Here is an 18,368-nt window from a genome sequence, read left to right as displayed (position 1 = left end):
TCAGGGGGGTGGTCGGTGTCCGCGCTCGGTCCGCGGCCCGGCGCAGCATGCCACAGCGGCGGACCGCGGGGGCCGGGCGGGGCCGGTGCACCTCCCCGGGGGGCGGGTCAGTCCCACCAGAAGGACCACTGGTAGGTGCCCACGAGTCCTTCGGCGTACTCGGTGAGGGAGCCGGTGCCCTGGAAGACCAGGTCGGGGCAGAAGGCGGTGTGCTCGGCGGCCAGCGGGAGCGCCTCGGCGAGCGTGGCGGGCGGCACGGGGACGCTCAGTTCCAGGGTGTCGAAGCCGACTTCGACGACCTGGGCGCCGAAGCGGCGCTCCCAGTCGGCGAGCACGGCGGCGATCCGGGCGATCTCGTCGTGGTTGTTGGGGCCGCTCCAGCCGCAGACCGTCAGTGCCTCGGCGCCGCTGGCGGCGCGCACCAGGCCGAGGCGGCCGCCCTTGTGCAGCAGCACCTCGGCCAGCTCCCGGGCCTCGGTTCCGGCGGCGCCGTCGGGGACGGTGACGGCGGGGGCGGGGCCGGGCCAGGTGCGGCCGTAGGGGGCGAGGGCCTCGTCGAGGATCTCGGCGTCCTCGCCCGTCTCGCCGTCCTCGTCCTCGTCGGCCTGCTTCCACCAGGTGCGCAGCAGGGCGGCCGGGTCGTAGAGGCCGGGCAGGGCGGCGTCGGTGGGGTGGAGCTCGCCGGACAGCCAGGGCCGGTAGTCGGGGCCGGTGCGGTCCAGCGGGGTGAGCAGCAGCGGCCACAGCCCGGTCTGCGGGTGGGCGCGGTGCAGTTGCCGCCACAGCCCGGCGGGGGCGGGGTCGTCGCTGATCCACAGCAGCGGCTGCCGCCCGTCGTCCTCGGTGACGAGGCGGCCCGGTGGCAGGTCGACGGGCAGGGCGGCGAGGGCGGCGGGGAGGTCCAGGTGCTCGGTCATGCGGCCACCGTAGGGGTGCCCACCGACAGCGCCCGGGGGCCTCGTCGGGGGCGTCGGCGGGGGCCTCGTCGGGGGCGTCGGCAGGGTGTCGACGGGAACATCGCCGGGGCGTCGGCGGCGCTTCGTGTCCGGCCTTCGGGAGGGGTGGCGCCGCCCGCGTGAACCCGTTTGTCGGACCGCCACGACCACTGCTACCTTTCCGGAGGCCGTGCGAGAGACAGAGGAGGTGGTACCCGTGAACGCAGTATCGACATGGGTGCTCCCCTCCGGGGTCACGGTCGGGCGATAGGTCGTCGTCCGGGAGCGCCGTTTTCCGAGCACTCCCGAAAGGCACGACCATGCACTTCACTTCCGAGCAGCGTTTCGACGACGGCGTCGTCGAGCGACGGTTCACCCTCGGCGAGATCCCCGGCATCCTGTGGACGCCCGCGTCCGCCACCGCGTCCGCACCGGTTCCGCTGATCCTGATCAGCCCCCCGCCGCTCGGCCTGGGCAAGGTGTACTCCCGGCTGGCGGGGCGGGCCCGCTACTACGCGGCGGAGTACGGCTTCGCCTCGGCCACCCTGGAGCTCCCCGGCAGCGGTGAGCGCCCCCGGTGGGCCGCCGCCGACCAGGCCCGCGCCGACCTGCGCCGGGCGATGGAGGCCGGCGGGCCGGTCAGCGGCGAGATCGTCGACGCCCTGATCCTCCCGCTGGTCGAGCGGGCCGTCCCGGAGTGGCGGGCGGCGCTGGACGACCTCCTGGCGTTGCCCGAGGTCGGCGGCCCGGTCGGGTACGAGGGGGGCATCATCTCCATCGGCGTCCGGCTGGCGGTGGTCGAGCCGCGCATCGCGGCGGCCGGCCTCTTCGCGGGGAGCCTGGTGCCCGCCGCCATCGTCGAGGAGGCCCGGCAGGTCACCGTCCCGTTGCAGGTCCTGCTGCAGTGGGACGACGAGGGGAACCCGCGGCAGGCGGCCCTGGACCTGTTCGACGCCTTCGGCTCCGAGGAGAAGACCCTGCACGCCAACATGGGCGGGCACACCGGCGTCCCGCGGCACGAACTCGACGCCGGGGCCCGCTTCTTCGCCCGGCACCTGAGGTGAGGCCCGGCCGCCGGGACGGGACCGGCCGCTAGCCGCCACCGTCCCGGCCCGTCGAGGCCTCGCCTCCCCCACCGTGGGCCCCTGCCGACCCGGCAGGGGCCCGCGGTGCTGCGCGTGCCGCCCGAACTCGCTTACGGGCGCTGTCCGTTCCCTCCGGACGGGGCCGAAACGCGCACGTCAGGAGGCCCGGTCAGGACCAGGGGAGGTTGGAGCGGGTGTGCCAGTAGGCCTCGGGGGGCTCGGGCATGGTGGCGAGGGCGGTGAGGTCCGCGGGGGTGGGGCGCTGGGTGGTGGCGGCGAGGTTGGAGGCGAGCTGGTCGGGGGTGGCGGCGCCGGACAGGACGGTGTCGGCCCAGGGCTGGGCGGCGGCCGCGGCCAGGGCGAGGGCGTCGGCGGCCGCGCCGGTGCGCTGCGCGAGGGTGCGCAGCGGGGCGGTGTCGGGGCCGGTGGCGTTGCGGCCGGCGAGGCGGCCGTTGGCCATGGCTTCCTTGACGACGACGAGCCATCCGGCCGCGTGGGCTTCGGCGAGGGCGGGGGCGGCGGAGGTCTCCAGGAGGTTCCAGGTGGCCTGGACGGCGGTGAACAGCGGGCGGCCGTCGGCGGTGACGGCGAGGGCGCGGCGGATGGTGTCGGCCTGGGCGGGGCCGCTGGTGGACAGGCCCACGCGTACGCCGTCGGCGGCGAGGGCGGCGAGGCGCCGGTGCAGGGCGGGGTCGGTGAGGGCGGGGCTGTCGGGGGTGACGGAGTGGACGAGGTAGAGGTCGAGGTGGGTGCCGAGGTGGGTGCGGGTCTCGTCGATCTGGCGGTCGTAGACGGCGGTGGAGTGTTCCTTGACCTCGTGGGCGGGCACTCCGGTGGTGCGCCAGTCGGCGGTGTAGGTGTAGCCCCACTTGCTGCCGACCGTCACCTCGGCGGCGGCTTCGGGGTGTCGGGCGAGCCACTGGCCGAGGAACTCCTCGGCGCGGCCGTAGGAGCGGGCGGTGTCGAGGTAGCGCACGCCGGCGGCGTAGGCGGCGTCGAGGAGGGTGTGGGTGCGTTGGCGCAGGGCGTCGACGGTGCGTTCGGCGGGCAGGTCGGTGTCGCGCCCGAGGTTGATGTAGCCGGGCCGGCCGACGGCCGCGGTGCCCAGGCCGAGGCGCGCGGGGTGCGGGCGCGCTGCGGCGGGGGTGGGGTTCGCGGGGGTGGCGGGGTCGGTCGGCATGGCGGGTTCTCCTCGGGCGCGACGGTTCTCACCTGGGACTTTAGTCGCGCGGTGGGGTCGGGGTGTCAACCGGCGGCGAGGGTGGCCTTGATCCAGGGGGTGTAGGCGGGGACGTCGGTGTAGAGGCCGGGGCCGCCGGCGCAGGGGACGCCGGGGGTGCCGGGGCCGGAGGTGGTGCCGATGAGTTCCCAGCGGCCGCCGCGGCCGCGTTGGAGCTGGGGGCCGCCGGAGTCGCCGAAGCAGGCCATGGCCTTGGGGATCTGGCTGAGGGTGCACAGGCGGGTGGGGTCGGCGTAGCCGGGGGCGCAGTCGGTGGTGGCGCCGATGCGGGTGGGCAGTTCCTGGAGGCGGTCGGGGAAGACCATCTTCTGGTAGTCGGTGGTGTCGACGACGGTGCCGAAGCCGAGCAGCCGGGTGGGGGTGCCGGGGACGCCGGGGCGGTCGGCGACGCGGACGGGCTGCTGGGGGGCGGGGCGGTCGAGGCGGACGAGGGCGAGGTCGTCTCGGTTGGGGCGGGTGGCGCCGTCGCCGAAGGCGAAGCCTGGGTGGACGACGACGCGGTCGACGGCGCGGACGGTGCCACCGCTGTCGCGGTGGGCGCTGCCGATGCGCACGGTGCCCTTGAGGGTGAGGCCGGTGTCCTCGGTGCCGACGACGCAGTGGGCGGCGGTGAGCACCCACTGGCGGTCGATCAGGGTGGCGCCGCAGGCGCCGTCGGCGAGCTGGGCGGCGCTCAGCGGGAGGGTGGCCATGAAGGGGTAGCGCTCGGTGGAGTCGTGGCCGTTGACGATGGCGGAGGCGCTGCCGGTCATGGCGGTGGCGCCGAGGGCGGCGGCCAGGGCGGTGACGGCGGCGGCGCGGGCGGTGCGGCGGGCGAGGGGTCGTCCGGTGGTACGGGAGGGCACGGGTGACGGCCTTTCGGGTCGGTCGGTGTTGATGCGACCAGCCAACCGGGAGCCCGCCCGCCGGGACATCCGGCTGGCGGGCGGCCCTGGCCTGGGGGTATCCCCCGGTCCCGGTTTCGGGCTACCGGGTGGCCCGCCCGTTCTCGCCCGGCAGCGCGGACGGCAGCACGGAGGGCGGCACGGAGGGCGGCACGGAGGGCGGCACGGAGGGCGACGCGGGTCGCAGTGGCTCCGCCGCCGGGGCGGTGCCGCGCTCGGCCGTCCGTCCGACGCCCCGCCCGACGCCCCGCTCGACCCCGGGCGCGACCTCGCGCGCGACTCCGGGCATGGCCTCACGCTCGGCCCCGGGCTCGGGCCATCCCGAGGAGGAGGTGCGCACGGCCTGGACGGGCGCGGAGACCGGCTCCCCCAGCGGGCGGGCGGCGCGCACGGGCGCGGCGGCCCGGGTGACGGCCCGGGTGACGGTGGCGGCCGGGGCGACGGCCTGGTCCAGCCGCAGCACGAAGTTGACGTAGTCGTGCGGTTTGCCGGGGAAGTGGCAGTCGTTGCTGGTGAGCAGCCGGCTGCGCAGGCCGTCGTGTTCGGTGAGCGGCCCGGTGGTGGTGCGCAGGTTGGGCTGCCAGCTGCGGCCCCACAGGTGGTGTTCGAGGGAGAGCGTCCAGCTCTCCTCGTCCACCTCGATGGCGGCGCCGACGCGCCCGGGCAGCACCCGCAGTCCGTAGGAGCCGCGTACGACGGCCCGTTGGTCGAAGTCGGCGCTCTTGCCGACGACGGTGATCCGCCACGCGCCGTGGAACCTGAGCATGCCTGCCTCCTGACGCCTCGGCGCCCGCTCCGGCAGAGGGCGCCCCCGTCCACGTCTACGGCCGCGGGGCGCCCTCGGGCTCAACCGGCCCGCAGGCCGAGCCACTGCTCGGCGTCCCAGGCCTCGAAGCGCTCGACTTCGGTGAAGCCGAGCTTCGCGGCGAGGCGCATCGAGCGGGTGTTGGCGCTCTGGGTGGTGAGCACCACGGGTTCGCCGGGCAGCGCGCCGGCGAGCCAGTGGAGGGCCGCCGCGCACGCCTCGGCGGCGTAGCCGCTCCCCCAGGCGCGCGGCAGGAACAGGTAGCCGAGGTCGGCCTTGCCCGCGGCGGCGGGGCTGCGGTGTCCCGTCGCCCTCCGGAGCAGGATCAGGCCGATCATCGACCCGTCGAGTTCGACCACGAGGTGTCCGGGCCGCTGTTCGGGCGCTTCGGGCAGCTCGCGTTCGAGTTCCGCGCGCGGCCGGGGGCCGCCGAGGTAGGTGTGCACCTCCGGGGAGGCGAACAGTTCGACGAACGCCTCGCGGTCGCGGGGCTCGGACGCGCGCAGCACGAGCCGTTCGGTCCTGATCGGTTCGGGCGGCCAGGGCACGTTTTCAAGATCGTCCATCCGCGCACCCTAGCAACCCCCCGACGGCCGCCCGAGGGCGGTCAGCGGTGGCCGGTCAGCGGTGGGCGGCGGCCAGGGAGCGGAGTTGGACGTGGACGGCGCCGGGTTCGGTGCCGGTGAGGGCGGCGATCTCGGGGGCGGACAGGTCGAGGACGAGGTGCAGCAGCAGGACGTCCTGCTGGGCGGCGGTGAGGTGGGCGACCGGGCCGAGCGGCCGGGGGCCGGCCAGGGCGCAGACGCGGTGGCGCACCGCCTGCCAGGCGCAGGCGGCCGGGCTGGCGGTGGCCAGGGCGTCGAGCCAGCGGGTGCCGAGGTCCTCGAAGGCGGCGCGGACGGCCAGGGAGGCGTCGGCGGGCGGCAGGAGCAGTTCGGCGTAGTCGAGGTAGCGGCGCAGGTGGAGGTCGTGCAGCGCCCGCAGGGGGGCGGCCGAACGGCGTGGTGGTGTCGGCATGGTGGTGTCCCGAGGTGTCCCGAGGTGGCGCGGGTGGGTGCCGAGGCGGCGGGTACCGGAACGGCAGGAGCCGGAGGTGCGAGTACTGGAACGGCGAGTACTGGAGCGGCGGGTGCCGGTCCGCGGCCGGAGCGCGGGTGGCGCGTCCCGGCCGCGGGCCGGGTCACACGAGGACCGGCGGGTTGTCGTCGGTGCCTTCGCGGCCCGCCGTGGCGGGGTGGCCCAGGCCGCCCTCGCCCCGGTCGGCGGCCAGGCTGGTGCGCAGGGTGGCCCAGAGCCGGAACAGCATGTCCGTCGAGGTGCCGGCGCTGGAGGACTGCATGGCCCGGGCGAACTCGGCGTGGTGCGTGCGCGAGTTGACGGGCAGCGGGGCGCGGGCGTTGTTCGTCCGGTCCCAGGCCGCCGCCCACAGGGCGCGGCGGGCCTCCCTGACCCCGCAGACCTCCATGTAGGCGAGGAAGACGGGTTTGCGCAGCGGGGCCTCGCCCTTGAGGACCAGGGCCAGCGTGCTGGAGGGCAGGCGTTCGCCCCGGTCGCGGGCGCGGCGGTCCAGTTCTCTCAGGGAGGGCCAGTCGGCCTTGCGGCGCATCTCGTGCATCGCCCGGCGCAGGTCCGCGAAGGAGTCGACCTGTTCGGGGTCGACCCGCCGGGGTGCGCGCAGCCGCCGGCTGCCCGAGGGGCGGGGCACGTGGGCCCAGTAGTTGGCCTGGACCCATTTGCGCCGGGCGGTCTTGAGGTCGCCGCCGCATTCGCGGGTGACGGCCTCGACGACCTTCCAGCTCGGCACGGAGCTTCCGCCGGCGGCCCGTTGCAGGGTGGTGGGGTGGTAGTTGGTCCTGGCGGCGAGCTGACGGTACGTCAATCCCGCCTGCCTGCGCTGCTCCCGCAGCCAGGCGGCGAGCCGGCCGAGCGCGGGCTCGGTCGCCTCGATCGGATTCTCTCGGCGTCCCATCGCGGTCGGGCGCTCTTCCTAGGCCCGCTCCCGTCGGAGCCTGAAGGCCAGCAGGCAGCCGCCGGTGGCCAGTTCGAGCGCGGCGCCGGCCGACATGCCGGTCGCCACCAGGGCGGCGGCCAGCGCGACCGTCAGGACGACCACGACGACGACCACGAGCGGACGGCGGTCGCCCGGGTGGCGCCGCGGGCGCGAGTGCGGCGCGGGGCGCGCCGGGTACGGCCGCGGGTGCAGCGGTACCGGGTCCGCCGCGGTGCGCCGGGTACGGTTTCGAGTGCGGATGCGCTTGTTCCGGTTCCTCGTCATCGAGGAGTCCTCCATATCACTGTCCACTCCAACTGGCAGGCACTTGTGCGGTTGGCGTCGCACTGCGTGCCCGGTGGCATCACACTCTGTCAGGCGTACGGGTGAATCCCAATCGGTTCGGTGAACATCGCGCGGATTGATGCGCCGGTGTCCCGGTCCCTGGCCGCAATCTCGTGAACGCCCTATCAGAAAGGCACAGTTCAGCGAAAGGAAACCGGATTTTGATGCGCCTTTGTGCAGCCCGCCCTTGTGAGCCGTCCTGACGGGATGTGACGATTTGGAGCGGCGTCACCCGGACCCGCGGGTCCGGAACCCGGGGGCGCTGTTCACTCCAACAACTCGGGAACATCGGCAGCGGGCCGTGTTGGCGCATGGGTCCGCCCGAACAGCAGAGACCGCCCGGCCCTGGTGGCCCGAGCGGTCTCTCTGCGTTCCGCGCCCGGTCGCGCGACCCGTCACACGGGCCGGTCCGCCTCCTGCGTCACCGCCCGCGTCACGCGGCGGTCGGGGCGCCCGCGACGCGGCGCTCGCCGCCGTTGCGCTCCTGCCAGAAGCGGTAGACCTCGACGGCGGCGGCGCGCTCCTCGTGGCGCATCGGCAGCCGGCGCTCCTGGTAGGGCTTGGCGAACTCGCCGTAGAAGCTGTCGAGTTCGAAGTACTTGCGGTCGTCGACGTAGTGCGGCTCGTAGGCGTCGCGGGCGGTGAGGAAGACGACCTCGTCCGGCGAGCAGTAGTAGAGCGAGCCCAGGCACATCGGGCAGGGGTGGGCGAGCACGTAGATGGTGGTGCCGGTCAGGTGCTCGGTGCCCAGCCTGGTGCAGGCCTCGCGGATGGCGAGGATCTCCGCGTGGGCGGTGGGGTCGTTGGTCTGGGCGACCCGGTTGGGGCTCTCCGCGAGGATCTCGCCGTCCTTGACGATGACGGTCGCGAACGGGCGGCCGCCCTCGGCGACGTTCTGGCGGGCGAGGTCGATGGTGCGCTGGGCGAAGTCCACGGTGGTCCTCCGGAGTGGGGAAGGGTGCGGGGTCGGCGGGTGGGGTGCCCGGCGGGCGGGGTGCCGGCCGGGCACCGGGGGTGTCAGAACGGCTTGGTCGGCAGGTACTTGCCGTCGAGGGTGATGACGGCGCGCTCGCCGCCGTCCGGGTCGGCGACCTTCTTCACGTCCAGCCTGAAGTTGATCGCGGAGATGATGCCGTCGCCGAACTCCTCGTGCACCAGGGCCTTGAGGGTGGTGCCGTAGACCTGGAGCATCTCGTAGAAGCGGTACATCGTCGGGTCGGTCGGGACGCGGTTGGGCATCGAGCCGCGCACCGGGACGGTCTGCAGCAGCAGCGCCGCGTCGTCGTCCAGGCCGAGCAGTTCCGCGACGGCCCCGGCGGACTGCTTCGGCAGCGGGTGCTGGCCGAGCACGGCGGCGGTGGTGAAGGCCACCGACAGGCCGGAGGCCTCGGCGATCCGCTTCCAGGACAGGTCCTTGCGGATCTTGGCCTCGACGGCCTTGTCGGCGAGGGCCTCGCGGGCGGTCCGGTCGAACTGCGCGTGCACCATGGTGGCTGCGTCCTTTCGGGGTGGGGGGTGTGCCGCGCCGCCCGGGGACGGGGCGGCGCGCAGGGGGCTGCGTGGAAGGTGAGGCGGGAGGTCAGGCCGCGAGGGCGCTGCCCGCGGCGGCGGTCAGGTCCTCGACGCGGCCGGTCGGGATGTCGTAGACCCAGCCGTGCAGCGCGACCCGGCCCTCGGCGAGGGCGCGGGCGACGGAGGGGTGGGTGGCCAGGTTCGCCAGCTGGGCGAGCACGTTCTGGCGGACCAGCGCCGGGACGCCGCCCTCGGCGCCGGCGCGGGCCACGGAGGCGTCCGCGTGGCGCAGCCAGGTGGCGACCGCGGGGGCGCCGGACAGGTCGTGGCCCTCGGCGAGGGCGGTCATCGCGCCGCAGGCGGAGTGGCCGCAGACGATGACGTCCCTGACGCCCAGGGCGGCGACGGCGTACTCGATGGACGCCGCGACGCCGTCGGCCTCGGGGCTGTGGGCGGGCACCAGGTTGCCGGCGGTGCGGATGACGAACAGGTCGCCGGGTTCGGTGCCGGTGATCAGCTCGGGCACGACGCGGGCGTCGGAGCAGCTGATGAACAGCGTGTCCGGGGTGTGGTGGGTGGCGAGGCGGGCGAAGAGCTCCGCCTTGGCGGGGAAGACGTCCCGCTGGAAGCGGGCGACGCCGTCGGTGAGGTCCTGCACGGTCACTCCCTTCGGGGTGATCGGGGTGGTGATCGGCCCTGTGGGCTGGTGAGATCCACCCTGCATGACCTGCTCCTATAGTGTCCAAGAGCTGCTGCGCATGGAAACCATTGGTGGCATCTATAGTCGATTCCATGGCCCTTCTCGAACTGCGTCACCTGCGCTACCTGCTCGCCGTCGCCGAGCACGGCAACTTCACCCGCGCCGCCGAGGAGTTGCACATCTCCCAGCCCACGCTCTCCCAGCAGGTCAAGCAGCTGGAGAAGACCCTGGGCGTGCAGCTGCTGGACCGCACCGGCCGCACCGTGCGGCTCACCGACGCCGGCGCCGTCTACACCGAACACGCCCGCCGCGCCCTGCGCGACCTGGCCGCCGCCGAACGCGCCGTCCACGACGTCCAGGACCTCTCCCGCGGCCACCTGCGCCTGGGCGTCACCCCCACCTTCACCGCCTACCTGGTCGGGCCGCTCACCGCCGAGCTCCACGCCCGCCACCCCGGCATCGGCCTCACCCTGACCGAGGGCACCCAGGACCGCATCGAGGCCGCCCTGCTCGCCGACGACCTCGACCTCGGCATCGCCTTCGCCGGCGACCACCTGCCCGGCGTCGGCGCCACCGCGCTGTTCACCGAGACCCTGAGCCTCGTCACCGGCGCCCGCCCCACCCCGGCGCAGACCGCGCCGCTGCCCGTCCACGCCCTGGAGGACGAGCGACTCGCGCTACTGAGCGGCGACTTCGCCACCCGCGGCCACATCGACGCCTACCTCGCCCGCCACCGGGCCGCCCCGCGCATCACCGTCGAGGCCAACTCCGTCCAGGCCCTCACCGAGATCGTCCGGCGCACCGGCCTGGCCACCGTCCTGCCCGACGCCGTCACCCACGACCACCCCCACCTCACCCCCGTCCCCCTCGACCCTCCCCTGCCCACCCGCACCGTCGCCCTCCTGCACCGCGAGGGCGCCTACCGCGGCGCCGCCGCCCGCGCCTTCACCCGCCTCACCCACGACCTGGTGCGCGACCGCGGCTACCCGCCGGCGCCGCAGGCGGCCCTCAGCGGGTGAACACCACGTCCGTACCGGTCAGTTCGCGGCTGGCCGCCCACAGCCGCGCGGCCGTGGCGGTGTCCCTGAGGTGGTCCCAGAGGGGTTCGGCGCGCGGGGTGCCGCGCAGGCCGAACGCCCGGGGGCTCCACATCCGGCCGCCGCGCACCTGCGGGTCCAGCACGGCGCGCACGGCCGGCCAGGCGGCGGCGTCCTTGCCCTGCACCACCAGCCCCAGCGGCAGGTGACGCAGCCGCTCCCCGGCGGTGCGGACGTGGACGGGCGGGCGCGAGGGCGTGAGGGAGTCGAGCGCGCCGCCGGGTTGGACGAGCACGCTCAGCGTCGTGCTGCCGGCGGCGCGCAGGCGGCGGTCGAGTTCCAGTGCGAAGAGCATCTGGGCGAGCTTGGAGCGCGAGTAGGCGCGCTTGGGCCGGTAGTCGCGGGCGCTCTGGAGGTCGTCGAGGTCCAGGCGTTCGGACTTGGCGGCGAAGCTGCCGGTGGTGACGACCCGGCCGCCCGGGGCGGCCGCGAGCAGCGGGGCCAGGTGGTGGGTCAGCGCGAAGTGGCCCAGGTGGTTGGTCGCGAACATCAGCTCGTGCCCGGCGGCGGTCGTCCGGCGCGGCGGATGGTCCAGCGCCACACCGGCGTTGTGGACGACCGCGTCCAGCCGGTCCAGCCCGAGCGCGTCCACGGACGCGCGGAGCGAGGTGAGGTCGGCCAGGTCCAGGGGGACGTGCCGCACGTCGGCACCCGGGACGCGGGAGCGGATGGAGGCGATCGCCGCCTCGGCCCGCCCCCGGTCACGGCAGCCCAGGACCACGGTGGCGCCGGTGCCCGCGAGTTGCTCGGCGACGAAGTACCCGATGCCCGCGTTGCCGCCGGTGACCAGGACGTTCCTCCCCTCGGCGCGGGGCAGCCGGTGGACGTCCCACGGGGAGGCGGCGGGTGCGGAGGGCATGGTGGCTCCTGGATTTCGGGGGCGGTTCGGAGCCCCTACCGTCCCTTGGGCCGCTCACATCCCACCGGCAGCCCACCAGCAGCCCGCCGTCCGCGCTGTCGGCCCACCGGCACCCGGCAAGGGGCGCGCGACGGGGGCGCGCGTCATGACGCTGCGCAAGCAAAAGATCGCGTTCCGGTATCAACGGCCGGGCCCCCGGGCTACGGTGATGATCGGAACGGAGTGCGGAGCCCGCAGTACGTGAGAGGTTTGAGATGGCCCATCGGCGTTTGGAGAACGGCCTCACGTCGAGCCCGGCGGTGATGTTCGGCGAAGCACTCCGCTTCGCCCGCGAGCTGGCGGGCTACACCCAGGAAGAGCTGGGCAAACTCCTGCACTGCACCCGGCCGGCGATCACCCGGTTCGAGAGCGGCAAGCGTTCGATGCACAGGGACGTCGTCGAGAGAGCCGACGAAGTACTCGGCGCGCGGGGCCTGCTGGTTCGGCTCTGGGAGCGGGTGGACTGGCACGCCGATGTCGAGCACCCCGACTGGTTCCAGACGTACGTCGATCTGGAAGCGGAAGCCGCGGCGACCCGGGTGCTCCAGTACATGCGGATCAACGGTCTGCTCCAGTGCCGGGAGTACGCCCACGAGATCTTCCGCCTCGGCGATGCCCGGGACAACCCGGAGTGGATCGCCGAGCGGGTGAGGAGCCGACTGAGCCGACAGGACCGGTTCCTGGCCCCCGGCGGGCCGTCATTGATCGTCATCCTCCATGAGAGCGCGATCCGGAGCACCATCGGTGGACCGGGCACCATGCGAAAGCAGATGGAGCACCTCCTTTCCATGGGAGAGCGGTCCAACGTGATGATTCAGGTGGCGCCGTTCGCCTTCAGCGCCCGGAAGTTGCCGACCACGTCGGTGGTGCTACTGGAGATGCCGGACGGGAGGGAGTGGGTCTACTCGGAGAGCCTGTACCGAGGGCACTTCAGTGACGCCCCTTCGATCGTGCAGCAGACCCGCCGGGACTTCGACCTTGTCCGTGGATCTGTACTCTCGGTCGACGATTCCCACACCTTTATCGCTGAAGCAATGGAGGACTACCGATATGCGGAACGCCGAGCCGAGCGGGGCGTTGTGGCGCAAGAGCAGCTACAGCGGGGACAACGCGGGCGAGTGCATCGAGGTGGCCCTCGGGTCCCCCGGCCTCGTTCCCGTACGTGACTCCAAGGACCCCGACGGTCCCCGCCTCGCCTTCTCCTCCCCCGCCTGGGACTCATTCCTCGCCGCCGTGCGCGCGGGCGAGTTCCCCGGCTAGTTCCGCCCACCACCACCCGCCGTGCGGGGTGCAACTCCTCGTTGCGCCCCGCACGTCGCATGTCCGGGGCTACTCGCGGGGCCGGCCCAGGAGGGCGGCCGAGGCGGGGTCGCCGATGCGGGTGGCCACCGCCCCCTTGAGGACGCTCAGCGCGGCGGGCAGTGCCGACACCGCCGCCGCCTTGAGCGCGCTGATCGAGGTCAGGTCGAACTGGTCGGCCAGCAGCAGGCCGAGGAACGCCGCGACGTACGTGGCGGCGGTGCGCTCGACCAGGTCGAGGACGAACTTCCGCATGGTCAGGTCTCCTTCGTGGTGGAGGGCGGTGGGATGCGGTCCGTGCGCGAGGGGTCGGAGGGTGTGCGGCACGGGCCGCCGGGGGGAGTCGGCCCCTCATGTACACGTTCACGCCGCCGGATCCGACGACGGCCCGGTCCACGGAATCCGGCGATGCTCCGTGTCCGTCCCGCGCGGTACGGTCCTGGTCTCACAACCGGAGGTGGCACATGGGTCGTTGGGGAACCGGGGCGGGTCTCGGCGGGCTGCGCCGGCGCGGGGCCGAGCGGCGGCGGCTGGCGGCGGAGCAGGGCTGGGAGTTCCACGAGGAGCGCCCGGAGCTGGTCGAACGCTGGCGCGGCGCGGTGCTCTCCGGCGGCCGTGACGCCACGCCGCGCGCCCGGTTCGCGGCCACCGGCGCGCTGGACGGCCACCGGGTCACCGTCTTCGACTGGGCCTTCGGCCGCGGCGCCGACGGCATACGCGCCGTCCACCTGGTCGAACTCCCCCGCCCACTGCCCCTGGTGGCGGTCACGCACTTCCCGACGGGCGCCGACCAACTGCTGCCGCTGCTGCGCCGCCAGGTCCTGGCGAAGCCCGGCCACCACCTGTACGAGAGCGGCGAGGAGGCGTACGACGGCGTCCACCTCGTCGAGACCACCGACCCGGACGTCGCCGGGCGCCTGCTGACGCCCGCCGTCCGGGAGTTCGCCGACGACCACCTCTGGTCGCAGTGGCGGGTGGAGGACCGCTGGCTCTGCTACGTCGGCTACGAGGGGCCCTCGGCGCGCGGCGAGCAGCCGCTCGCCGTGCTGCGCTCACTGACCCGGCTCGTCGACCTCGCCGACCCGGCCCTGTGGGGCGGGCCCCGCCCCACCCCCGCCGACGCCGCCTCCACGGCCACGCCCGCCGGCCCGGCCGCCATGTACCGGGGCGGCCCCGCCCACACCGGCGTCCACCCCGCCGCCCCGGCCCCGGCCGGCTTCCTGCCCTGGAGCACCCGCCTGCCCGAACGGCCCTCCACCGCGCCCGCCGTCTGCGCGGGCACGCTCTACCAGAGCGCCGGGGAGCACTGCTACGCCCTGGACGCGCTCACCGGCGAACAGCGTTGGCGCCACGACCTGCGGGACCGCCTGAGCGGCACCCCGGCCGTCGCGGGCGACACCGTGTACCTGGTCGGCGAGGACGGCCTGTTGTACGCGCTCGCCACCAAGGACGGCACCGAGCGCTGGCACACCCGTGTCGGCACGTCGGCCTCGCCCACCGTCGCCGACGGCGTGGTCTACACCGTGACCAGGTCGATGTTCTCCCTGCACCACACCCGCCCCGGCAAACTGGTCGCCACCGACGCCCGCACCGGCCGCCGGCGCTGGGAGCGGATCCTGCCGGACGGCTCCTGCTCGGCGGCGGCGGTGGCCGCCGGCCGGGTCCACGTCACGGGCCTCAGGGGGCAGGTGGGCGCCTACCGGGTGGAGGACGGCGAGCGGCTCTGGTACGACGACACCGCCGAGCCCTACCTCGCCCTGTGCTCGCCGAGCGTCGCGGACGGCACCGTCTACATCGGCACCGGCGGCGGGATGGTGCGCGCCTACGACGCGGAGACCGGCGAACAGCCCTGGGGCGGCGCCAAGTTCGGCGGCGGCACCGCGATCGACGACAGCCCGGCGGTCACCGGCGAGGTGTTCCTCGTCGGCGGCCTCGGCAGCCCGCTGTTCGCCCGGTACCGCGGCGACGCCCAGCCCAGCTGGAAGCTTCCCGGCCCGGACGGCTCCTCCGGCGCCACCGTCGCCGGCGCCGACGCCTGGGCGGTCGTCGCGGGCCGCCGCCCCACGCTGGTGCGCGTCCGCGTGGCCACCGGCCTGGTGCACTGGCGGCTGCCGCTGGACGCGGCGGCGAGCGCCCCGGTCTACGCGGACGGCGTGGTGTACGTGACCACCGCGAAGGGCACCGTCCTGGCCCTCGACGCCCTCACCGGCACCCGCCCCGCCCGGGCCCGGCAGCGGCAGCTCTCCTGACGGCGGCTCCGCCGACCGCGTCGCGCCGCCCGGCCCCCGGCTACCGCCCCGCGAGCGGGTGGGCGCCGGTCCACCAGTTGCCGGGGGCCTCGGGGTCGCGGCTGGTCCAGTACTCCACGATGGCGTCGACGAACTCCTCACGGGACAGCACGCCGTCGCCGTTGCGGTCCAGGTGGCGGAAGGCGGTGTCGGCCCGGTCGCGGCCGAGGCCGGGGAAGTGCGCCCCGTGGAAGGCCCGGAACTCCTCGGGGTCGACCGTCCCGTTCCCGTCGGCGTCGGCGACGGACAGGAAGACCTCGGCGAGCCGGCCGACGGTCGCGGCGGCGGCCCGCGGATCGTCGGCCAGGGTCAGGGTGGAGGCGACGAACTGCTCGCGGGTGATCGCCTCCGCGCCGCCGACGTGAGGGCGGTGCAGGTCGCGCCAGACGGTGAGGAAGGCGTCGACGATCCTGCGCTCGGCGTCGGAGCCCGGCGCGTGCCCGAGGACGCGGGCGGCCGCCTCCCCCATCAGGACGTGGTCGTGCTCGGTGAGGCGGCCGTCGCCGTCGGCGTCCAGGTGGTCGAAGCCGAGGGCGATCTTCGTGGTCAGCAGGTCGTCGTTCACGGGGGCTCCCCTGCGGTGGCGCGGCGCACGGACGGTCGCCCCCAGCATCGCCCCCCGGCCCGCCTGGCGCCTGCGCGCGGGCGCCCCGGGGTGACGAGCGGGCACCGTGCGGGCGGTGGCGGATGCGCTGGGCGACCGGCCGGACGCGGAGGGGATCTGAGTACGGGAGCGGATTGCGGGGCCGCGGGCGGGCGGGCCAGAGTGTGGGCGCGCAGACGCGCGTGCGACCCGAGAGGACCCCCGTTGGTGAAGTCTTTCCTGGAGAAGGTGGCGACGAACCTGGTCTATTTCGTCGGCATGCTGGTGAATCCGCTCCTCAACGGCGCGCAGGACCTGTGGGCGGTGAACTGGCCCACCGAGCGGCGCAAGCTGCGGCTGATCGGCTCGCCGCGGGCGCGGGAGGCCCGGGCGGCGGAGCGCGAGCGGTTCCGGGTGATGGTCGAGGCGCTGGGCGCGGTCGAGGGCGTCGAGCACGTGCTGACCCAGGTGCTGGACCAGTCCACCCGCCCGACCTTCCACGGGCGGGACCACCCCCGGGACACCCTGCTGGTCTGCCGACTGCACGCCCGCGCCTACTTCGTCGTCCGGGAGGACATCCTCGACGTGCTGCCCCGGATCGCGGCGGCAGGCGTGGCCGACTGGCAGGCCCACGGCCAGGGCGGCGACCCGGGCGGGACCGTGGAGCACGCGCTGCGCTGGTACCGGGACGGCGGCGTCGACGCCAACGGCTGGCGGATGCACGCCCCCTGCCTGTTCAGTCCCGACGCGCGGCTGACCTGGGACCGGCCCGGCATCCCGCCCCGCGACCCGCTCCCGGCGGGCCCGTTCCCCAGCCGGCTCTTCGTGTCGGAGCAGAACCCGCCGGACGCGGACGCGGAGCGGCTGCTGCGCGAGGCGCGCGACAACGGGCGGGGCACGGTCGTGGAGCTGGAGCTCGGCGCGGACTGGGTCGGCTACAGCCAGTACCACAAGGTGGCGCGCGGCGGCTTCCTGGGGCGCGGGCGGCTCTGACCGGGCGACGCCGCCCGAGCGGGCCGGGCGGGCGGCTCCGAGCGGGCGGGCCCGGACGGCCCGGAAGGCCCCGTCCGGGCCCGCCCGGCCGTCCGGGTGTTCAGCCGTCCGGTCGGCGGCTCACCCGTTCGGCCGCGGCTCAGCACTGGGGGCGGCGGCCGTGGTTGGCCCCGCGCCTGGCCCTGGCCTTCTTCTTGCGGCGGCGCTTCGACGACATGGCCACTCCTCTCGCGACCGGGCGCCCGAACCGGGGCGCCCCGGGCTACCACCGTTCCACACCCGGGCGGCCCCGGCCCGTCGAGCACCCCCGGAGGCTGTCCCCCGGGGTCCGCCCCCGTCACCGCCGGTCGCCGATCGCGGTCACCGATCGCGGTCGCCGATCGCGGTCGCCGGCCGGTCAGTCGGGGAGGTTCCCGTCGCCGCCCAGGTTCGCGACCATGCGGCGCAGCACGTTGATCGTGGTGACGAACTCCTCGGTGCCGATGCCCTCGTGGGCGCGGTCGGCGACCGCCTGGTTGCGTTCGCGGGCGCGCAGGCGGCCGGCCTCGCCCTCCGGGGTGAGGGTGAACGCCCCGCCGGTGTCCTCGGTCAGCCAGCCGCGGGCGATCAGGTCGTCGTAGACGGCGTCGAAGGCGGTGTCCTGGTCGTCGTACGGGGTGAGCCGCTGGGTCAGGGCGGTGCGGGTCCATCCGCCGGGGCGGCCGGCCGCGTGGTTGAGCGTCCACCAGTGCGGCTGGGTGAGGCCTTCGACGGCCAGTTGTCCGCGCAGGCCCTCCACCACGAGGCGGCGGTAGACCTGCCCGGTCCAGGCTCCGATGGGCTGGGCGGCGATGGTCTGCGGGTCGTAGGTCTTGATCGTCACGTCCGGGTGCTCCTTCGACTGGTCGTCAGGACGCGACCGACCGTAGGACCTCATGTCGGCTTGAGGTCAAGGCGGTTCGGCGGGCCTGGCCCCTCCCGGCGGTCAACTCCCTTCTAGGCTGGCCCACATGAAGATCACACCGGCGCTCGCCGCCGCCCTCGCCCTGTCCGCGGCCGCCGTGCTCGGCACGGCCGCCCCCGCCACCGCCACCGCCACCGCCGTCTCCCCGGGCTCGTCCTCGGGCACCGCCCCGGGCACCGCCCCGGGCACCGCCGTCGACCCGCTGGAGCGCTTCCGCCGCCAGCCGCTCGCCTGGTCCCCATGCCAGGAGCCGGAGTTGGCCGCCGCCGGTGCCCAGTGCGCGGCCCTGAGCGTCCCGCTGGACTACCGCGACCCGCGCGGCCGCACCCTGTCCCTCGCGGTCTCCCGGATCAAGGCCGCCGACCCGGCCGGGCGCCGCGGCATACTCCAGACCAACCCCGGCGGCCCCGGCGAGAGCGGGCTGGCCATGCCGGTCGCCCTGCGCGAGCAGCTGGCGCCCGCGACCGCCGCGGCCTACGACCTCATCGGCATGGATCCGCGCGGGACCGGCGCCGGCACCCCGGACTGCGGCCTGACGCGCGGCAGTTGGCTGCGCTCGGCCGGCCCCGGCCAGGCCGGCTTCGACCAGGCCTGGCTCCTCGCCAAGGCCGACGCGGACGCCTGCTGGGCCAAGCACCCCGGCCTGCTGCCCCACCTGACCACCCTCAACACCGCCCGGGACGTCGACGTGCTGCGCGCGGCGCTCGGCGAGCAGCGCACCTCCTTCTTCGGGCAGTCCTACGGCGGGCTGCTGGGCGCGGTGTACGCGCA

Annotated in this window: 22 protein-coding genes; 7 read left to right on the top strand and 15 right to left on the bottom strand. The window is 75.0% G+C overall.

The annotated features are described in order from the left end of the window. Window positions 1–107: 107 nt before the first annotated feature. Window positions 108–917 (bottom strand): DUF4253 domain-containing protein, encoded by an 810-nt coding sequence (locus AB0E96_RS13500; protein WP_359822426.1) that lies wholly within the window; start codon window positions 915–917, stop codon window positions 108–110. Between the two features lie 338 nt (window positions 918–1,255). Between AB0E96_RS13500 and AB0E96_RS13495 the strand changes: the two genes are divergently transcribed. Further along, complete coding sequence (locus AB0E96_RS13495; protein ID WP_359822423.1) at window positions 1,256–1,999, top strand: alpha/beta hydrolase; 744 nt, start codon at window positions 1,256–1,258, stop codon at window positions 1,997–1,999. Window positions 2,000–2,189: 190 nt separating this feature from the next. Here the strand turns inward: AB0E96_RS13495 and AB0E96_RS13490 are convergent, their stop codons facing one another. The 10 genes from AB0E96_RS13490 to AB0E96_RS13445 form a co-directional block, all read right to left on the bottom strand. Beyond that, on the bottom strand, window positions 2,190–3,200 hold the full coding sequence (locus AB0E96_RS13490; protein WP_359822420.1) for an aldo/keto reductase: 1,011 nt from the start codon (window positions 3,198–3,200) through the stop codon (window positions 2,190–2,192). A gap of 65 nt (window positions 3,201–3,265) precedes the next feature. Then, the gene (locus AB0E96_RS13485; RefSeq protein ID WP_359822447.1) at window positions 3,266–4,012 is read right to left on the bottom strand and encodes a serine protease; all 747 of its coding nucleotides are present in this window, start codon (window positions 4,010–4,012) and stop codon (window positions 3,266–3,268) included. A gap of 214 nt (window positions 4,013–4,226) precedes the next feature. Then, a complete protein-coding gene (locus tag AB0E96_RS13480; protein WP_359822418.1) occupies window positions 4,227–4,910 on the bottom strand; it encodes a hypothetical protein in 684 nt (227 codons plus the stop codon). Window positions 4,911–4,990: 80 nt separating this feature from the next. Then, window positions 4,991–5,515, bottom strand: coding sequence for a GNAT family N-acetyltransferase (locus tag AB0E96_RS13475; protein ID WP_359822415.1), 525 nt, complete (start codon window positions 5,513–5,515; stop codon window positions 4,991–4,993). A gap of 55 nt (window positions 5,516–5,570) precedes the next feature. Next, a complete protein-coding gene (locus AB0E96_RS13470; RefSeq protein WP_359822413.1) occupies window positions 5,571–5,966 on the bottom strand; it encodes a sigma factor-like helix-turn-helix DNA-binding protein in 396 nt (131 codons plus the stop codon). A gap of 163 nt (window positions 5,967–6,129) precedes the next feature. Then, on the bottom strand, window positions 6,130–6,918 hold the full coding sequence (locus AB0E96_RS13465) for a helix-turn-helix transcriptional regulator (protein ID WP_359822411.1): 789 nt from the start codon (window positions 6,916–6,918) through the stop codon (window positions 6,130–6,132). Window positions 6,919–6,936: 18 nt separating this feature from the next. Further along, window positions 6,937–7,224, bottom strand: coding sequence for a hypothetical protein (locus AB0E96_RS13460; protein WP_359822410.1), 288 nt, complete (start codon window positions 7,222–7,224; stop codon window positions 6,937–6,939). 493 nt (window positions 7,225–7,717) lie between these two features. Beyond that, entirely contained in the window at window positions 7,718–8,218 is a 501-nt protein-coding gene (locus AB0E96_RS13455) for a nucleoside deaminase (RefSeq protein WP_359822408.1), read from the bottom strand. Between the two features lie 83 nt (window positions 8,219–8,301). After that, the gene (cynS, locus tag AB0E96_RS13450) at window positions 8,302–8,772 is read right to left on the bottom strand and encodes a cyanase (protein ID WP_359822406.1); all 471 of its coding nucleotides are present in this window, start codon (window positions 8,770–8,772) and stop codon (window positions 8,302–8,304) included. Between the two features lie 91 nt (window positions 8,773–8,863). After that, window positions 8,864–9,454 carry a carbonic anhydrase gene (locus AB0E96_RS13445; RefSeq protein WP_359822445.1) on the bottom strand — a complete coding sequence of 197 codons (591 nt, stop codon included), beginning with the start codon at window positions 9,452–9,454 and terminating at the stop codon, window positions 8,864–8,866. A 134-nt stretch (window positions 9,455–9,588) separates the two neighbouring features. Here AB0E96_RS13445 and cynR point away from each other — a divergent pair, with 134 nt between their 5' ends. Then, the gene (gene cynR, locus AB0E96_RS13440) at window positions 9,589–10,515 is read left to right on the top strand and encodes a transcriptional regulator CynR (RefSeq protein WP_359822404.1); all 927 of its coding nucleotides are present in this window, start codon (window positions 9,589–9,591) and stop codon (window positions 10,513–10,515) included. Here cynR and AB0E96_RS13435 read toward each other — a convergent pair. Then, the gene (locus AB0E96_RS13435) at window positions 10,505–11,452 is read right to left on the bottom strand and encodes an SDR family NAD(P)-dependent oxidoreductase (protein WP_359822402.1); all 948 of its coding nucleotides are present in this window, start codon (window positions 11,450–11,452) and stop codon (window positions 10,505–10,507) included. The two genes, cynR and AB0E96_RS13435, sit on opposite strands and share 11 nt — an antisense overlap. A gap of 269 nt (window positions 11,453–11,721) precedes the next feature. On the opposite strand from AB0E96_RS13435, the gene AB0E96_RS13430 reads away from it, so the two are divergent. After that, entirely contained in the window at window positions 11,722–12,657 is a 936-nt protein-coding gene (locus tag AB0E96_RS13430) for a helix-turn-helix transcriptional regulator (RefSeq protein WP_359822401.1), read from the top strand. Then, on the top strand, window positions 12,620–12,751 hold the full coding sequence (locus AB0E96_RS13425; protein WP_359822398.1) for a DUF397 domain-containing protein: 132 nt from the start codon (window positions 12,620–12,622) through the stop codon (window positions 12,749–12,751). Before AB0E96_RS13430 ends, AB0E96_RS13425 begins: the two co-directional genes overlap by 38 nt. A 69-nt stretch (window positions 12,752–12,820) precedes the next feature. Here the strand turns inward: AB0E96_RS13425 and AB0E96_RS13420 are convergent, their stop codons facing one another. Continuing rightward, window positions 12,821–13,045, bottom strand: a complete 225-nt coding sequence (locus AB0E96_RS13420; RefSeq protein ID WP_359822395.1) for a holin — start codon at window positions 13,043–13,045, stop codon at window positions 12,821–12,823. Window positions 13,046–13,254: 209 nt separating this feature from the next. On the opposite strand from AB0E96_RS13420, the gene AB0E96_RS13415 reads away from it, so the two are divergent. Then, complete coding sequence (locus tag AB0E96_RS13415; protein ID WP_359822393.1) at window positions 13,255–15,039, top strand: PQQ-binding-like beta-propeller repeat protein; 1,785 nt, start codon at window positions 13,255–13,257, stop codon at window positions 15,037–15,039. Window positions 15,040–15,079: 40 nt separating this feature from the next. On the opposite strand, the gene AB0E96_RS13410 is transcribed toward AB0E96_RS13415, so the two are convergent. Then, window positions 15,080–15,643, bottom strand: a complete 564-nt coding sequence (locus tag AB0E96_RS13410) for an EF-hand domain-containing protein (protein WP_359822391.1) — start codon at window positions 15,641–15,643, stop codon at window positions 15,080–15,082. A gap of 243 nt (window positions 15,644–15,886) precedes the next feature. Between AB0E96_RS13410 and AB0E96_RS13405 the strand changes: the two genes are divergently transcribed. Then, on the top strand, window positions 15,887–16,654 hold the full coding sequence (locus AB0E96_RS13405; protein ID WP_359822388.1) for a hypothetical protein: 768 nt from the start codon (window positions 15,887–15,889) through the stop codon (window positions 16,652–16,654). A gap of 397 nt (window positions 16,655–17,051) precedes the next feature. Here the strand turns inward: AB0E96_RS13405 and AB0E96_RS13400 are convergent, their stop codons facing one another. Beyond that, entirely contained in the window at window positions 17,052–17,516 is a 465-nt protein-coding gene (locus tag AB0E96_RS13400) for a MarR family transcriptional regulator (protein WP_359822385.1), read from the bottom strand. A gap of 127 nt (window positions 17,517–17,643) precedes the next feature. On the opposite strand from AB0E96_RS13400, the gene AB0E96_RS13395 reads away from it, so the two are divergent. Next, window positions 17,644–18,368 (top strand): alpha/beta fold hydrolase (locus AB0E96_RS13395; RefSeq protein ID WP_359822383.1); only part of this gene is annotated, 725 nt, incomplete at its 3' end.

This window comes from Kitasatospora sp. NPDC036755 (genome assembly GCF_040636595.1).
Taxonomy (GTDB): domain Bacteria; phylum Actinomycetota; class Actinomycetes; order Streptomycetales; family Streptomycetaceae; genus Kitasatospora.
The sequence above is the reverse complement of the archived record's forward strand: the minus strand, read 5'-3'. Positions and strand labels throughout refer to the sequence as shown.

Excerpts from the sequence above, each read along its gene's own strand:
- AB0E96_RS13470 (WP_359822413.1), bottom strand. The coding sequence starts at position 5,966 with ATGCCGACACCACCACGCCGTTCGGCCGCCCCCCTGCGGGCGCTGCAC.
- AB0E96_RS13465 (WP_359822411.1), bottom strand. The coding sequence starts at position 6,918 with ATGGGACGCCGAGAGAATCCGATCGAGGCGACCGAGCCCGCGCTCGGC.
- AB0E96_RS13435 (WP_359822402.1), bottom strand. The coding sequence starts at position 11,452 with ATGCCCTCCGCACCCGCCGCCTCCCCGTGGGACGTCCACCGGCTGCCC.
- AB0E96_RS13460 (WP_359822410.1), bottom strand. The coding sequence starts at position 7,224 with ATGACGAGGAACCGGAACAAGCGCATCCGCACTCGAAACCGTACCCGG.
- AB0E96_RS13490 (WP_359822420.1), bottom strand. The coding sequence starts at position 3,200 with ATGCCGACCGACCCCGCCACCCCCGCGAACCCCACCCCCGCCGCAGCG.
- AB0E96_RS13500 (WP_359822426.1), bottom strand. The coding sequence starts at position 917 with ATGACCGAGCACCTGGACCTCCCCGCCGCCCTCGCCGCCCTGCCCGTC.
- cynR (WP_359822404.1), top strand. The coding sequence starts at position 9,589 with ATGGCCCTTCTCGAACTGCGTCACCTGCGCTACCTGCTCGCCGTCGCC.
- AB0E96_RS13415 (WP_359822393.1), top strand. The coding sequence starts at position 13,255 with ATGGGTCGTTGGGGAACCGGGGCGGGTCTCGGCGGGCTGCGCCGGCGC.
- AB0E96_RS13475 (WP_359822415.1), bottom strand. The coding sequence starts at position 5,515 with ATGGACGATCTTGAAAACGTGCCCTGGCCGCCCGAACCGATCAGGACC.
- AB0E96_RS13485 (WP_359822447.1), bottom strand. The coding sequence starts at position 4,012 with ATGACCGGCAGCGCCTCCGCCATCGTCAACGGCCACGACTCCACCGAG.
- AB0E96_RS13420 (WP_359822395.1), bottom strand. The coding sequence starts at position 13,045 with ATGCGGAAGTTCGTCCTCGACCTGGTCGAGCGCACCGCCGCCACGTAC.
- AB0E96_RS13495 (WP_359822423.1), top strand. The coding sequence starts at position 1,256 with ATGCACTTCACTTCCGAGCAGCGTTTCGACGACGGCGTCGTCGAGCGA.
- cynS (WP_359822406.1), bottom strand. The coding sequence starts at position 8,772 with ATGGTGCACGCGCAGTTCGACCGGACCGCCCGCGAGGCCCTCGCCGAC.
- AB0E96_RS13480 (WP_359822418.1), bottom strand. The coding sequence starts at position 4,910 with ATGCTCAGGTTCCACGGCGCGTGGCGGATCACCGTCGTCGGCAAGAGC.